Consider the following 15740-nt stretch of genomic DNA (forward strand, 5'->3'; position numbering starts at 1 on the left):
AAGCAGAGAAAAGAGTGTTCACCGCAGAGGGCACGAGAGGGCGCAGAGAGAAAACGTAAGAGAGTAAGGAGTCAATCCGCTCTCTTGTTTTCTCTCTGCGCCCTCTCGTGCCCTCTGCGGTGAACACTCTTTTCTCTGCTGGGTGGCGAGCGGATGTTACGGCTTCTCAGGCTTGGCCGGAGCGGGCACCGCTTCCGCCGGCTTTGCGGCCTCGACCGCCGGTCGCACCACCTCGACGGCCTGTCCCGCGGGGCCGATCACACCGGGCAGCGGGACCGGGCCGGGGCCGCCGTTGGGGAACGGAAACACCGGGTTGCCCGGGGCCGGCTGGGTCGGGCCGTCCGCGTTCGGGCGCAGCTTCTCGGCCCGCTCCACGGTCGTTACGAACAGCACGTTGCTCATGCGCACCGTGCCCAGGTCCGCGACCTCGGCCAGCAGCCGCACGGCGGTTTCCAGTGGCACGTCGTCGAGTTTCAGCGCGACCGTTGCGGTCGCCTTCTCCTTGAGCCGCGGGTCGATCACCACGTTGGCCCCGCAGTCGGCGGCGAGCTGCTTCACCGCGGTCGCGAACGGGGTGCCGTCACAGTCCACACTCACCCGCTGGCGGAGCTGCTTGGTGATCAGCCCCTCTTCGGTCGAGATGAACAGCCCGTCGCGGGTCAGGCCGCACTTCAGGTTGAACGGCGCCAGCGCCTGTTGCAGCCCGTCTTTCAGCTTCACGTTCTTGGCGGTGACGCTCACGGTCGGCTGACTCGGGTCCAGCCCGAACTGGTACACCAGCGGGTCGATGGTGACCGGCACCCGGGTCTTCTCCTTGAGGTCACCGACCAGCTCGCTGAGCGACTTGTTTTGGTAGTGCATGTCGCCGACCTCGTCGAGCGCCTTGCGAGCGGCGTCCAGCGGGCTGGCGGCCTTGTTCGCGGCGGCCGGTGTCGGCGCCGCCGCGAACGAGACCGCGGGGGCCGCGGCGAACACGGCGGCGGCGAACAGGCGACGGAGGGTCGAGCGCATAGGCGCGGCTCCAGAGGGTGCGTGCCGGACGGCAGAGAGCATCCTACCAGACGGCACCGCGCGTCAGAAAGATTGTTCGCGCTCCGGGGCCGGCTCACGCCCCAGAAGGGGCGGATCACTTCTTGGGGGCGGGTGGCGGCGGGGCCACCGATTCCTTGCGCAGTCTCTCCAGTTCGATCTTCTGGCGCTCGCGCTCCAGCTTCTCGCTGAACAGCTCGTTGGCCTGCTCCTTGCTCGTGATCAGGTACACGCTACCTTTGCGCACGACACGCAGGTCGCACTGGATCGCGAGCAACTCGATGGCCCGGTCGGCTGGCGCGTTCAGCAGTCGGGCGTTGACCGGCAAAAACCTCGCTTCACCGGCTTGGGGCGAAACGACCACGGTGAGGTCGTACGTTTCGGCGAGCCGCGCGACCGTGTCGTTCAGCGCCTTCTCTTTGACGACCATCGACACCAGCGGCTCCTTGAGCCGCGGGCGCCCGCCGTTGTCGGAAATCGCTGACGTATCGAGGGGCGATTTCGCCACGACCGCCGCGTGCCGCACAGGCACGATCTCGATGACACCGTTCTTCACGAGATACGTTGCCCCGAAGCTTTCGAGGATCATGCTCAGGTGCTGGTGGAGGGACTGCCCCCGTAGCGCGGTGGTTATGACAGTCGGCTTTACGTCTCGGATGTTCGGGAACCCCTCGGCGTTAAACGCGCTCTCGTTGACGGCGAACACCAACGAATACTTCTTCGACAGGAACCCGAGCATCTCGAACAGCGGGGTTTCGTTCAGGTTCTTGTTTTCGAGATCAACCTCCGTACTCGCGAGGGTCGTCAGCAGTTGCTCGACCGGATCACCTTTCTTTGCGGGGGCTACGTCCGCTCGAACCGCGCGGAGTGGGATCACCTCAATGTACTCAGGGCGCAGTTGGTACGTCGCGCCCAGACCCGGCAGCCACGCGCCGAGGAACTCGGCGACCGTGAGCCCGTCCGCGCCCAGGCTCTTAACCACCGACACCTTGTCCTTGATGTTGACCACCTGCTGCGCTTTGAACTCGTTTTCCAGGAGCACGAAGCTGATGTCGTGGCTCCTGGCGATTTCGCCGAGCACTTCGGCGAGCGTTTTGGCGCCGACCTTGGAGCCGTCGATCTTGACCTTTTGCTTGAGGCGAGCCGTGAGTGCGTCGGCCGCCCGGTTCTGGTTGGGTAGGGTCTTGGTGTCGTTGGCGAATCCGGGCGCGAGCACGAGCCCGCACGCGATCACGAGCCACACGAGCCGGGACATGGAGACCCCCAGGTTTTAGTTCGGGACGTGGCGCGCCGGCGCTCGGTTGTGCCGGCCGAGGCGTAACGGGGTGGGGCGCTCGGCGTTGGCGGCCCGGGAGGGAATTCGGGGCGCGAGGGCCGGGGCGGTCCCGCACGCCCCGCCGGGTCACGGCCGCGGCTGTGCCTTCTCCAGGAACATGGTTCCGCCGGCCGCTTTGTACGCCTCTTCCAGCGGCGGGGTGGCTTTGATCAGCTCGTGGTAGCGGTTCCGCACTTCCGGCTGCCACTCCGCGGGGGCGATTCGCTTCTCGATGTCGGCGCACTTCCGCGCGACGTCGGCGTACGTCTTTTGCAAGTTCGCGGCCTGGGCCGGCCCGCTCCGGAGCTGCTGGTTCGCCACCACGACGCACCGCTGGACGTCGAAGAACGCGTCCGCGAACGCGTTCCGCGCGTCGACGAGCGCCTGCGGGTCGGACCCCTTTTGTTGCTGCAAGTTGCCGAGCCGGGCGTTCTGGATCTGGAACAGCGTGTTCCACTGCTTCACCGCCAGCCCCCACTCCGCGCTCGCCTTTTTCAGGTCCGGTTCGGCCGCCCCCTTGGCCTCGTGCAGTTCGGCCAGGGCCTTGCGGAAGTACAGCCGGCCGGCGCCCCACCCCGGTTTCTCGTTGGTGCCGACGATCTCGTTGAGCGCCTTTTCGGCGTCGGCGAACTGCTTCAGATCGATGCGGGCCTGGATGACGGTGTGCTGGGCGATCGCGTAGTCGCGGATCTGGTTCGTCACCTTGCCGCGCTCCTCCTGCGGGATCTCGTCGGCTTTTTTCTTGTCCCAGTCCTTGTAGGTCGGGGCCGGGACCGATTTGAGCGTTTCGATGGCGTCCGCCGACTTGCCGATCGACTGGAGCGTCTGGCCGACGAACAGGGTCATCGGGACCGTCAGCGTCTTCACGCTGCGGATCTTGTCCAGCAGCACGCCGAGCCCGGCGCCGAGGGCCTTGGCCTCGTCGGCCTTGCCCTCTTTCTGGCGGGCGACCATGAGCGCGGCCAGCTCGCGGGCGACCGGCTCGAGCAGCGGCAGGCTCTCCTCGATCGAGCCGCCGGCCCGGGCCAGCAGGTCCAACATCTTGGCGGCCTCGGGCGCCTTGCCCTGGCGCACCTGCGTGCGGAACCCGGCCAGGATCACGTCCACGCGGCCCTTGTCGATCGCGGCGGCGAGCTGCGCGACCCGGGCCTTCTGCCGGTCCTCGGCGCTCGCGCCGCCGCCCAGCCCGGCCCACCCGCGCACCTCCGCGGTCATCAGCGGCCCGTTGGCCGCCACCTGGTCGAGGGTCGGCTTGATGAGCGCCATCGAGCCGTCGAACTGCCCGTTGTTGGTCATCGCCCGGGCACGGAGGTAGAGCGCCCGGGTGTACGTATCGAGGGCCAGGTGGTTCAGCTCCAGCCCGTCGAGGTTGAGCTTCTTGTCCGGGTCCGCGAGGCTCTCGAACGTGGGCACCTCGGCCAGGATCTCTTCGGACAGGAAGAGGGCCCGGTTGAACCCGGCGTCCCGGGCCTCGGTCTCCGGGTCGGCGCGGTTCTGGGCGAGCATCATGGACGCGAGCCTGCACCGGGCCGACAGGTACCCGCGGACCTCGTCCTCGGCCGCGATGAGCGCCGGCTTCGGCACCTTCGCCAGCTCGCCGGTGGCCCGGCGGAACAGGTCGGCCTTCTGCTCCTTGGACAGCTTCGAGTCCAGCGGCGCCACCAGTTGCGAGACGACGTACCCCTGGAGCAGGCGGGCGCCGGTGAGCTGGGCGTACCCGGGCCGCACCCTCACCAGCACCTCGTAGGCCTCCATGAGCTTGTTCTCGTCGGCGAGCAGCCCCGCGAGCCGGTGCCGGGCGGCGTCGGTGGCGGCGTCGTTGGGGTACCGCTCGTCGAGGAACCGGGCCAGCGCGACGGCCCGGTCGCGGTCGGTCCGGCGGGCGGCGCCGATGGCCTCCGGGCTGTCCCCGCGGGCGGCGCGGCTGGCGCTGACGTACCCGCCGATCGCGAGCAGCCCGGCGATGGCCGGCTTGCCCCCGGTGCTCTTGACGGTGTGGGCCACGTGGTCGCCCAGCACCGCGGCCTGGTAGAACTGGTCGTTTTGCAGGTAGTAGTAGATCAGCCGCAGTTGCACGTCGGTCACGTCGGCCGGGGCGTCCTGCGGGGTGACCAGCTCGCGGGCGCGCTCGAGCAGGGCGATCACCCGGTCCCGGACCCGCTTCACCTCGGCCCGGGCCGCGTCGCGGGCCGCCGGGGCCGCCTTCGGGTCGCCGAGCGCCTGCTGCTCCTTGTCCTCGGCGGCGGTCAGCTTGCCGAGCTGGATGAGGGACGCCATCTGGGCCTTCTCGAAGGTCGCGTAGGCGAGCGGGTTCTGGTCCGCCTCGCCGAGCAGCCGCCGCACCGCGCTCACGCGGTACCGGGCCGCCCGGGCGGTGTACTCGTGGTCGCTCTGGGCCAGCTTGCGGTAGATCCGCTCGGCCTCCTCGTACAGCCGGCGGGCGGTCTCGCTCGGGACGACGGCGGTGGCCGGGGGCTTGGGCGGCGGGGTGATCGCGTCGGCCTGGAAGTGGAGCGTGCGGGCCAGGAAGTAGTTGACCGCGAACACCTCGGGCGTCGGCCGGCGGGCGCTCCCGTACTGCCGCAGCCACTCCCGCATCTCGCCGACGCTGGCGCTGATCTTGGCCGCCGAGCGCTCCGTCAGCGCGGCCCGCGCGTTGCGCCGCAACTGGAAGAACCGGGCCAGCCGCTTGCCGTCCTCGGCCTCGGCCAGGTTCGAGCGGAGCACGGCGTTGACCTCGGCGGCGGCCGCGGCGGCGTCGCTCTGCTCGTACATCACTTCGGCGTGCCACGCTCGCGCCACCCACACCGCGCGGTTGGTCTGCGCGCCCTTGCTGAGCCGGTTGAACGTCTCCTTGGCGACGCCCAGGAACTTAGCCCGTTCCGTCTTCTGTGGGCCGGTGAGGGCCTCGTCGGGCATGTACGTTTCGGCGATGTTGAACTGGTTGATGCCGCTCGCCAGCTCGGCCTCGAACGCCTCGCGCTCCAGTACCCGGCGGGGGCCGGCGTCGAGCGCCTTGTCCTCGATCTGGGTTTTGAACCGCGCGGACGCCTCGGCGAACCGCTTGGACGCGAGCTGGAACAGCGGCCGCGCCCGGGCGGCCTCGGCCGCCTGCTTCTGGACCGCCTGCTCGCGGTTGCGGCCCTCGGCCGCGTCGTCGCCCGCCGGGGGCACCTCCATTTTCCGGGCGCGGCTCAAAATCTCCTTGGCGTCAAGCGACGTGAGCCGCGCCACCGACAGGAGCCCTTCGACCGCCCGCGGGTGCTTCGGGTGGTTCTGGACGAACGCGTTCAGCCCCTCCTTCGCCTGCGCGATCATGCCCTGCCGGGTGCCCTCGTCGGGCTCTTCCTCGGACGCTTCGAGCAGGCACTTGGACCGCTCCAGCAGCAGCGCGGCCTTGTCGTCCCCGGACAGCGGCTTGCCCTCGATCTCCTTGAGGTACTCGACGGCCAGGTCGAGTTGGCCGTTCTCGCGCAGCCCGCGGGCCAGTTCGAGCGGCCCCGGCGGCTGTGCGGCGGCCGGGCTGGTGAGCGCCGCCGCGAGCGCGACGGCCCCGAGCCACGGTCGAAGGGAGAGGGTGCGTAATGGCATGACGGCTTCCGGTTCGTCGGGTGTGCGAGCGAGAAGTGGGTCTACCGGTGTTGGACGGGCGCGGGACCGGTTGAGTTCCCAGACCTGAATTGTGCCCGCTCGGCGCGCCGCGGGCAAGTGCCGGGCGCCGGCGGCGCGTTTTCGCGTTCCTGAGATGGTGGGCCGGGCGCGGGGGCCGCTTCTGACGAGCCGCGAACGCCGGTCACGTGTACGAGAACGGGCGGCTTTTTGCGGCCCGTGCGGGGCACAGGTTTCGGAAGGCCATTTTTGACAGGATCGACAGGACGAACAGGATGAAGACTGACCGATTTTAAATCCTGTTCGTCCTGTCGATCCTGTCAAAAATGGCCTTCATCCCACCGCGTTCGTGTCCCGTTCCGGGCGGGTCGGGGCCGTCAAGAAATGCGACACGACCACCGGGCACGTTTCTAAGTTGGTGGGCCGGGCGAGTGGAACCGGTGCGTTCGCCGGGTGGTCGCGGGCGGCGCGGCTCCGGGCCGGGGCCGCGCCGCCGGGACTATTTCCCGCCCAGCCTTTCCATGGTGAGTTCGGGCTGCCACACGCTCAGGAAGGTCGGCAGTTTCGCGCGGTCGATCCCGGGCACCGACGGGAACAGCCCGGCCCCCTGGAGGGGGATGTTGGCCGTGACAGCGTACACCGAGCGGGCGGGGTCGTTGGTCCGCCGGTACATCACCACGCCGGGCCGCGCGGGGCCGCCGGGGCACCCCATCTGGGCCGCGACGCTTATGGCGTCGTCGAGGCTGCCGACCGCGTCCACCAGGTTCCGCGCCTTGGCCTGTTCCGCGGTGAGGATGCGTCCGTCGAAGGTGCGGCCGCGGTCCAGATTCCAGCCGAACATCGACCCCTCGAACGGCGTCTCGAGCCGCTCCACCACACCGGGCCGGCTCCGCCGGATGTCCGCGGCCAGCCGGTCGCGGAACTCGTCCGCCATCGCCTGGAGCAGCTCGCGCTCGCCATCGGTGAGCCGCCGCGCGGAGGTGCCGATGTCGGTCCGCTCGCCGGATTTAATGAGCTGCGGGCGGACGTTCACCATGCCCATCAAGTCCTGCAGGTTGAACAGGTTCAGGACGACGCCGAGGCCGCCGGTGACCGTCGCCGGCCCCGCGACGATGTGGTCCGCGGCGGAGGCGAGGTAATACGCCCCGCCGGTCGCGGTATCCATCAGGCACGCGACCACCGGGAGCCGGGTGCGGGCCTTGAACTGTTCGAGGTCGTGGCGCATCGCGATGCACGCCGCGACCCCGCCCCCGGGGCTGTTGATCCGTAGAACAACCGCTTTCGCGCACGGGTCGCACGCGACCGCTTCGAGCTTCTCGCGAAACAGGGCCACCGGGTTCTCGCCCACCGAGAGCGGCCCCACGAACGGCGTGTTGAGGATCAGGCCGTCCACGTCGACCAGGGCGATGCGGGGCGCCCCGCCCTGGACGAGGACCGGCTTTACGTGCCCGGCGCTCGGGCTCACGGGCGGGGTGTCGAGACGCGTCTCGACGTTCCCGGCGACCCGGGTTTTGAGCTGGAACCGCTCGTTGTTGCACCCGATCGCGAGTGGGACTGTGAGGAGCGTGAGGAGAATGACGCGCATGTGCCGTCCCTTGCTCGGAGCCCGTGGACTGTCGAATTACTCGGTGTTATCGGCACCGCCGGACTTACCGAATCAGCCCAATTTCGGCATAACACATGCACTCCCTACAACCCGCCGTTTCGGACAGATCGTGCTGTTCCCGAAAGCAGATTACAGTTTGCTTCTAAGTCTCAATGTGCCATAGCTCTCCACGTTGCCCAATTTGCCAAACCGACTCTGACTTCCGATACTGACGGTTGAGACGCGAGCGGCGGCCCGACGCTCGCGCGGATTGATGTCGGGAACGTGACCCGACTTCGAGACATTCCGGACACGGAGGTCGAAGCCCTCGAGGCGAGTAATGGAATCGCGCGACATCATCGTTCTTTCTCCTTCGGGTGCCGCCGATCCGTCGCTCGCTATCGCCGCCTGCCGGGCGGGCGCGTGCGGGGTGCTGGATCTCGAGTTCGCCACCCGCGCCGCGGCCGAGCCGGCACTGGCCAAACTGGCAAAGTTCGCAACCGGGTTCGGCGTCCAGCTCCGTGCCGACGCCGCCGACCTGTTCGACCTCGTGGCCGGGTTCAAGCCCGCGGTGGTGATCCTGGCCGGCGCGGACTCGCCCGCGCTCATTTCCCGCATCAACGACCTGAAGCGACAAAATGTGGCGGTCCTGCGCGAGGCGGTCAGCGTCGCGGAAGCCGCGCGCGCGGTCGAACTCGGCGCGGCGGGCGTCGTGCTGAAGGGCCACGAGGCCGGCGGGCGGGTCGGCGCGGACACGTCGTTCGTGCTGATCCAGAAGTGGCGGCACCGGTCCGAGAAGAGCGGCACCGATATCCCGTTCTGGGTGCGCGGCGGGGCCGGCACGCACACGGCGGCGGCGTGCCTCGCCGGCGGCGCGCGGGGGCTGGTTCTCGACTCGCAGGTCCTGCTCACGCGCGAATCGGCCGTGTCGGACGGGCTCCGCAAACGCATCGGCGGGCTGGACGGGGGCGAGGCCCTCGTGCTCGGGTCGCGGCTCGGCGAGGCGTACCGGATTTACGCCCGCCCGGACTGCGCCGGCGCACAGGAGCTGGCGAAGGACGACGAGCGGCTTCAGCACGCCGCGCTTTCGGCCGAAGAGAAGCTGACCGCGTGGCGCGACGCGGTTCGCGCCCGGGTCGCGGCCGATCCGGCGGACGGCGTGTGGCTGGTCGGGCAGGACGTCGTGACCGCGGCGCCGCTGGCGGCGAAGGGCGTGACCGTCGCCGGTGTGGTGCAGCTCCTGTGCGAGCGCGCCGGTAAGGCGCTGGAATCGGCGAAGCGGCTGGGGCACCTGCGGCCCGACGCGCCGCTCGCGAAGGCGCACGGGACGAAGTACCCGATCCTGCAAGGCCCGATGACCCGCGTCAGCGACACCGCCGCGTTCGCCGCGAGCGTCGCGGGCGGCGGGGCGCTGCCGTTCCTCGCCCTGGCCCTTCTCCGCAAGGCAGAAACCGAAAAGCTCCTCGCGGAAACGAAGGCGAAGCTCGGCAACCGGCCGTGGGGCGTCGGCATCCTCGGGTTCGCCCCGAACGAGATCCGGGCCGAGCAGCTCGAAGCGATCCGCGCGTACAAGCCGCCGTTCGCGATCATCGCGGGCGGGCGCCCGGACCAGGCGCGTCAGCTCGAAGCGATGGGCACGCCGACGTACCTGCACGTGCCGGCGCCCGGCCTGCTGAAGATGTTCCTCAAGGACGGCGCGAAGCGGTTCATCTTCGAGGGGCAGGAGTGCGGCGGGCACATCGGCCCGCGGACCAGTTTCGCGCTTTGGGAGGCGATGGTCGAGGTGCTGCTGGAGCACATCGGGATGCGCCCGGCCGACGACCTGCACGTCGTATTCGCCGGCGGCATCCACGACGCGCGCTCGGCGAGCATGGTGGCCGCGCTGAGCGCACCGCTGGCCGAGAAGGGCGTGAAGGTCGGGGTGCTGCTCGGCACCGCGTACCTGTTCACCGAGGAGGCCGTGAAGGGCGGGGCGATCACCGCGCGGTTTCAAAAGGAAGCGCTCGCGTGCGGCGACACGGTGCTGCTGGAGACCGGCCCGGGGCACGCGATCCGCTGCATCCCGACGCCCTATGCCGACACATTCGAGGTCGAAAAGCGCAAGCTCCGCGCCGAGGGCAAATCGCCGCTGGAGGTGGGAATCGCGCTGGAGCGGATGAACCTCGGGCGGCTGCGGGTGGCGAGCAAGGGCGTGGACCGCGCCGCGTCGGTCAACGGCAACGGCAGCGGGCTCGCGGACGTGAGCGGGGACGACCAGTTCCAGCGCGGCATGTACATGATCGGCCAGGTGGCCGCGCTGTGGGACCGCGTCACCACCATCCCCGAGCTGCACGCGAACGTCTGCGACAGCGTCGTCCTCCCGGAGTCGGCGCTGAGTTCCCTCCACATCGAGCCCGAAGCGCCCCCGCCGTGCGACGTCGCGATCGTCGGGCTGTCGTGCTTCTACCCCGGCTCCACGTCGCTGTGGGGGTACTGGGAGAACATCCTCGCGAAGACCAACGCGGTCATCGAGATCCCGCCGAGTCACTGGGACTGGCGCCCGTACTACGACCCGGACCCCCGCGCCCGCGACAAGATGGTGTCGAAGTGGGGCGGGTTCATGTCGGACATCACGTTCGACCCGCTCAAGTACGGCATCACGCCGAAGAGCATCCCGAACATCGAGCCGCTCCAGCTCCTGCTGCTCGAAGCGGTCAACCAGGCGCTGGGCGACGCCGGCTACCTGGAGCGGCCGTTCAGCCGCGAGCGAACGTGCGCGATCCTGGGCGTGGGCGGCGGCGGGATGCCGCTGTCGGTGGCCTACGGGTTCCGCGCCTGTATGCCGCTGCTCGACTCGATCCCCGGCGTGCCGGTGAAGTCGCAGCAGATCGTCGACCTGGGCGAGGGAATGCTCCCCGAGTGGACCGAGGACTCGTTCCCGGGCATCCTGCTGAACGTCGCCGCGGGCCGGGTCGCGAACCGGTTCAACCTGGGCGGCCCGAACATGGCGATCGACGCCGCGTGCGGCTCGTCGCTGGCCGCGCTCTACGCCGGGGTGCGCGAGCTTCAGGACAACACCAGCGATGTCGCCATCGTGATGGGCGGCGACGCGGTCCAGACCCCCTACGCCTACGTCGCGTTCTCCAAGACGCACGCGCTCAGCCCGAAGGGCCGGTGCCGCCCGTTCGACGCCGACGCCGACGGCATCGCGCTGGCCGAAGGGGTCGGCGTCGCGGTGCTGAAGCGGCTCGCGGACGCGGAGCGCGACGGCGACCGGATTTACGCGGTCATCAAGGGCGTGGGCGCGTCCAGCGACGGCCGCGACAAGGGGCTGACCGCGCCGCGGGCCGAGGGGCAACTGCGGGCGCTGCACCGGGCGTACGCGCAGGCCCGGGTGAACCCCTCCAAGGTCGCGCTCGTCGAGGCGCACGGCACCGGGACAGTGGTGGGCGACCAGACCGAAGCCCGCGCGATCGGCCAACTGATGCGCGACGCCGGCGGGGCCGCGCAGACGTGCGCGATCGGCTCCGTGAAGTCGATGATCGGGCACAGCAAGTGCGCCGCCGGGCTCGCGGGGCTCATCAAGACCGCGTTCGCCCTGCACCACAAGGTGCTGCCGCCGACGCAGGTGGAGAAGCCGAACCCGAAGGCGAACCTGGACGGCGGGCCGCTGTACCTGAACACCGAGGCGAAGCCGTGGGTCCACGGCGCCGATCACCCGCGCACCGCCGGGGTCAGCGCGTTCGGGTTCGGCGGCACCAACTTCCACACGGTGCTCGAGGAGTACACCGGCGACTTCCTGAACCGCCCCGAAACCGGGCTGCGGCAGTGGCCGGCGGAACTGTTCGTGTGGCGCCGCGCGGACAAGGCCGCGGTCCTCGATTCGGTCAAGAAGGTGCGCGACGCCCTGGCCGCCGGGGCACAACCGACGCCGGCCGATCTCGCGGCCAGCGTGTGGCACAGCAGCAAGTCGGCCGCCGCGGGCGCTCCGGTGCTGGCGGTGGTCGCGACCTCGCTCGCGGACCTGAAGGACAAGCTCGGCACCGCCCTGGAGGCGCTGCCGAAGGCGACCGACGCCCACACCGACCCGCGCGGCGTGTACTTCTCCGCGAAACCGGCCGCGGGCAAGGTCGCGTTCCTGTTCCCGGGCCAGGGGTCGCAGTACCCCGACATGCTCGCGCAGGTGGCGATGGCGTTCGGCGAGGTGCGCGAGGTGCTCGACCGCGCCGAGGGGACGCTCGCGGGCGACCTCGACCGGCCGCTCGGCAAGCTGATCTACCCGCCGTCGCCGTTCACCCCCGAGCAGGACGCCGCGAACCGCGACGCGCTCCGGCGCACCGAGGTCGCGCAGTCCAGCATTGGGGCGACGAGCCTCGGCATGTACCGGCTGCTGTCGGCGCTGGGCGTCGAAGCCGACATGTTCGCCGGGCACAGCTACGGCGAGTACACCGCGCTCGCGGCGGCGGGCGCGCTGCCCGAAGACGACCTGATGCGGCTGTCGTTCAAGCGGGGCCGCGCGATCCGCGAGGCCGCCGCGACGGCGCCCGGCGGGATGATCGCCGCGGACACCACCGCCGAGGCCATCGAGCCGGTGCTGAAGGGCCTGCCCGAGGTCTGGATCGCGAACCACAACTCGCCCACCCAGACGGTGATCGCGGGCACCGAAGCCGGCGTGAAGCGTGCCGCCGAGAAGCTCCAGGCGGCCGGCATCCGGTCGCAGCGGATCGCGGTGGCGTGCGGGTTCCACTCGCCGCTGATCGCCGGCGCGAAGCCGCCGCTCGCGGAGGCGCTTGGGCAGGCCAAGTTCGGTGCGCCGAAGAAGCCGGTGTTCTCGAACACCAGCGCCGCCCCGCACCCCGCCGACGGGGCCGCGATCGCCGCGCAGCTCGCGGAGCACCTGGTTTCCCCGGTGCGGTTCGCGGACGAAGTGCGGGCCATGCACGCGGCCGGCGCGCGGGTGTTCGTGGAGGTCGGCCCGCAGGCGGTGCTCACGGGCCTCACGGGCCAGATCCTCGCCGGCAAGCCGCACGTCGCGCTCGCGACGGACGCGAAGTCGCGCCCGGGGCTGGTGCAACTGGCCCACGTCCTCGGCCAACTGCTGACGGCCGGCGTGGGCGCGAACCTCGACCGGCTGTTCGTGGGCCGTGCGGTTCAGCCGTTCGACCTCGCGAAGCTCAGCGCCGACACCGGCAAGCCGAAGCACCCGGCCACCGCGTGGGTGGTGAACGGGGTGCGCAGCCGGCCGATCAACGGGCCGGAGCCGCGGCTGCTGGGCCAGGCCTTGCCCGCGGGTGCGGCCGCCGCTGCTGCGGCCAAACCTGCCCCCGCGGCTGCACAATCGGCGCCCGCGCCTGCTCCTTCCGTGCCGGCCGCTCCTGCCCACGGGGCACCTCGTGGGTCGGCTGAAACCAAGGCGGCGAAAAGCACTCCGCCCGCGCCGCAAGTGAACGCGCCTGCGCGTTCCCCGGTGCAAACGACTTCTGCGCCTGCGGCCGCTCCGGTTCGCGGGGCTCCGGCCCCCCGCTCGCCCGGAACTGCCGCACCCTTTCCCTCTACCGCTGCCGTCACCACGCCCTCACGAGCGATGATGCACAACACCGATACACCGCCCGCCCTCCCCGTTCCGTCGGCGAACGGGAACGGCTACGCGCACGCCAGCACCCCGGCGCCGGACGGCGCGGCCGCCGTGATGATGCACTTCCAGGATGTGATGGCCAAGTTCCTGGACACGCAGAAGTCGGTGATGCTCGGGTTCCTCGGCGCGCCCGCGGCAGCCCCGGCCCCGGCCGCGCCGGCGAACGGGCACGCGACCTACGCCGCGGTGCCGTACACCAACGGCCACGCGTACACGAACGGTAACGGTAACGGCAACGGTCACGCATACACGAACGGCAACGGTCACGCGGCCACCGCCCCGCGGCCGGTGGCGGCCCCGGTCAACCGCGTCGCGCCGCAAACGGTCGCCCGACCGGCAGCACCGGTCGTTGCTCCGGCTGCGCCCGCCAACGGGCGCAACGGGAAGCACGAGACGAACGGGGCGCACGCTCCCACCCCGGCTCCGGCCCCCGCTCCCACTCCCGCCCCGGTCGTGGTTGCGGAAGTGGTCGCGAAGAAGCCCGGTCAGGTTCTGGACCGGGACGCGCTGCTCGCCCAACTCCTCGAACTCGTCAGCGAACGCACCGGATACCCGAAGGAAGCGCTCAGCATCGACCTCGACCTTGAGGCCGACCTGGGGGTCGATTCGATCAAGCGCGTGGAAGTGCTCGGCGCCCTCGCCGAGAGCATTGAGGCCGGCGCCGACGGCAAGCAGCCGAACCTCGAAATGGAAAAGCTCAGCGTCATCAAGACGCTGCGCGGGATCGCGGACTACGTGATGGGCGCGCTGAACGAGGCGGCCCCCGCGGCGGCTCCTTCTACGAACGGCAAGCACGAACCGGCGGCGCTGCCGGCCGCGCCCGCGGCGGGCACGAGCGGCGACCTGCACCCCGGGGCGCGCCAGGGCGACGTGCAGCGGCTCGTGGTGCGGCTGATCGACGCGCCGCTCCCGATCCGGCCCACGTTCAAGCCGCCGACCGGTGCCATCGTCATCACCGACGACGGTCAGGGCACCGCGCGGGAGCTGGCCGACCGGCTCGCGGAACTGGACATCAAGACCGCGCTCGTGCGGCACGGCGGCGGGGACGGGTTCACGGCCGACCTCACCGACCCGGACGAGGTGAGCGACCTGCTCAAGATCCTGCGGTCGAAGGTCGGCCCGGTGTCCGGGCTGATCCACCTGCTCCCGCTGGCCGAGCCGCCCGCGGGCGAGTCCGCCGAGCAGCGGATGCGGCGCGAGGTGAAGTCGCTGTACCTGCTGGCCCGCGGGCTCGAAGGTGACATCCGCGAGGCCGGCAAGGGCGGCTCCGCGGTGCTGCTCGCGGTCACCGCGCTGGGCGGCACGATGGGGTACGGGCGCGACCTGCCCGACGACTTCTTCGCGGGGCACGGCGGCATCGCCGGGTTCACGAAGTGCCTCGGGTACGAGTGGCCGGAGGTGACCGTTCGCGCGGTCGACGTGAGCGCCGACGCGCCCGCGCCGCGGCTCGCGGAACAACTGCTCGGCGAACTCGGCGACCCGGACGGACCGTTCGAGGTCGGCCGCGACGGCGAGTTCCGGAAGACGTGGCAGGTCGATCCGGGGCCGCTCGCCAAAGAGACGGCGGCGATCGAACTCGACGCGAACTCCACCGTTCTCGTGACGGGCGGCGCGCGGGGCATCACCGCGAAGATCGCGCTGGAGATCGCGACGCGGTACAAGTCGCGCCTGGTGCTGGTCGGCAGCTCGCCGGTGCCGGTCGCGGAGCACCCGGACACGACCCCGCTGACGGCGCCCGCGGACCTGAAGGCCGCGCTGATGAAGCTCCTTCAGGCCGAAGGGAAGTCGGCCGCGCCCGCGGCGGTCGAGCAGGCGTACAAGCGGCTCCTGAAGGACCGCGAGATCCGGCAGAACCTGGACGCCATCCGCCACGCCGGGAGCGAGGTCGAGTACCGGTGCGTGGACGTGCGCGACGCCGCGGCGTTCGGCGCGCTCATCGCCGGGCTGAACGCGACCACGGGCATCACGGGCGTGATCCACGGCGCCGGGGTGATCGAGGACAAGCTGCTGCGGGACAAGACGCCCGAGTCGTTCGACCGCGTGTTCGGGACGAAGGTGGACAGCGCGCTGACGCTGGCCCGCAAGCTGGACCCGGCGAAGCTGAAGTTCTTCGCGCTGTTCGCGTCGATCACGAGCCGGTACGGGAACCGCGGCCAGTCCGACTACGCCGCGGCCAACGAGGTGCTCAGCAAACTGGCGTGCCAGCTCGACCGCAAGTGGCCGGGGCGGGTGGTGTCGGTGGCGTGGGGGCCGTGGGCCGAGGTGGGCATGGTGGCGGACCTCGCGAAGCACCTCGTCGCCCGCGGGCTGAAGCTGATCGAGCCGGGCGTGGGGGCCGGGTTCGCGGTCGACGAGTTCGTGTTCGGGACGAAGGGCGAGCCCGAGGTGCTGGTGGCCGGCGGGACCGAGTCCGCGCCCAAGCCGGCGCGGCCGAGCGCCCCGGGCGAGTCGTCGCCGGTCCCGACGGGGCCGAACGGCTACCCGATCGCGTCCGGCGCGGGCGGCTGATGTCGGCGCCGGGGCGCGGGCCTCTGGCCCGCCGGTAGGAGTGTGCGGGGCGTCCGCGAAGAGTCGTGTCGCCGCACGGA

Annotated in this window: 5 protein-coding genes; 1 reads left to right on the forward strand and 4 read right to left on the reverse strand. The window is 70.7% G+C overall.

Features of this window, described 5'->3' with window-relative positions; translation table 11 throughout:
- Positions 1–156: 156 nt before the first annotated feature.
- The 4 genes from GobsT_RS28570 to GobsT_RS28585 form a co-directional block, all read right to left on the reverse strand.
- Positions 157–1011 carry a hypothetical protein gene (locus GobsT_RS28570; protein ID WP_010050013.1) on the reverse strand — a complete coding sequence of 285 codons (855 nt, stop codon included), beginning with the start codon at positions 1009–1011 and terminating at the stop codon, positions 157–159.
- A 115-nt stretch (positions 1012–1126) separates the two neighbouring features.
- Positions 1127–2284 carry a hypothetical protein gene (locus GobsT_RS28575; RefSeq protein WP_010050011.1) on the reverse strand — a complete coding sequence of 386 codons (1158 nt, stop codon included), beginning with the start codon at positions 2282–2284 and terminating at the stop codon, positions 1127–1129.
- Positions 2285–2431: 147 nt separating this feature from the next.
- Positions 2432–5935, reverse strand: a complete 3504-nt coding sequence (locus tag GobsT_RS28580) for a hypothetical protein (protein WP_010050009.1) — start codon at positions 5933–5935, stop codon at positions 2432–2434.
- Between the two features lie 517 nt (positions 5936–6452).
- Positions 6453–7538 (reverse strand): S49 family peptidase, encoded by a 1086-nt coding sequence (locus tag GobsT_RS28585; protein WP_109570803.1) that lies wholly within the window; start codon positions 7536–7538, stop codon positions 6453–6455.
- A gap of 340 nt (positions 7539–7878) precedes the next feature.
- On the opposite strand from GobsT_RS28585, the gene GobsT_RS28590 reads away from it, so the two are divergent.
- Positions 7879–15660: a type I polyketide synthase gene (locus tag GobsT_RS28590; protein WP_109570802.1), complete on the forward strand. Its 7782-nt coding sequence runs from the start codon at positions 7879–7881 to the stop codon at positions 15658–15660.
- Positions 15661–15740 lie beyond the last annotated feature (80 nt).

Source organism: Gemmata obscuriglobus (assembly GCF_008065095.1).
Lineage (GTDB): Bacteria > Planctomycetota > Planctomycetia > Gemmatales > Gemmataceae > Gemmata > Gemmata obscuriglobus.

Bases quoted from the DNA above. Each gene is read 5' to 3' on its own strand.
- GobsT_RS28570 (WP_010050013.1), bottom strand. From the start codon at position 1,011: ATGCGCTCGACCCTCCGTCGCCTGTTCGCCGCCGCCGTGTTCGCCGCG.
- GobsT_RS28575 (WP_010050011.1), bottom strand. From the start codon at position 2,284: ATGTCCCGGCTCGTGTGGCTCGTGATCGCGTGCGGGCTCGTGCTCGCG.
- GobsT_RS28580 (WP_010050009.1), bottom strand. From the start codon at position 5,935: ATGCCATTACGCACCCTCTCCCTTCGACCGTGGCTCGGGGCCGTCGCG.
- GobsT_RS28585 (WP_109570803.1), bottom strand. From the start codon at position 7,538: ATGCGCGTCATTCTCCTCACGCTCCTCACAGTCCCACTCGCGATCGGG.
- GobsT_RS28590 (WP_109570802.1), top strand. From the start codon at position 7,879: ATGGAATCGCGCGACATCATCGTTCTTTCTCCTTCGGGTGCCGCCGAT.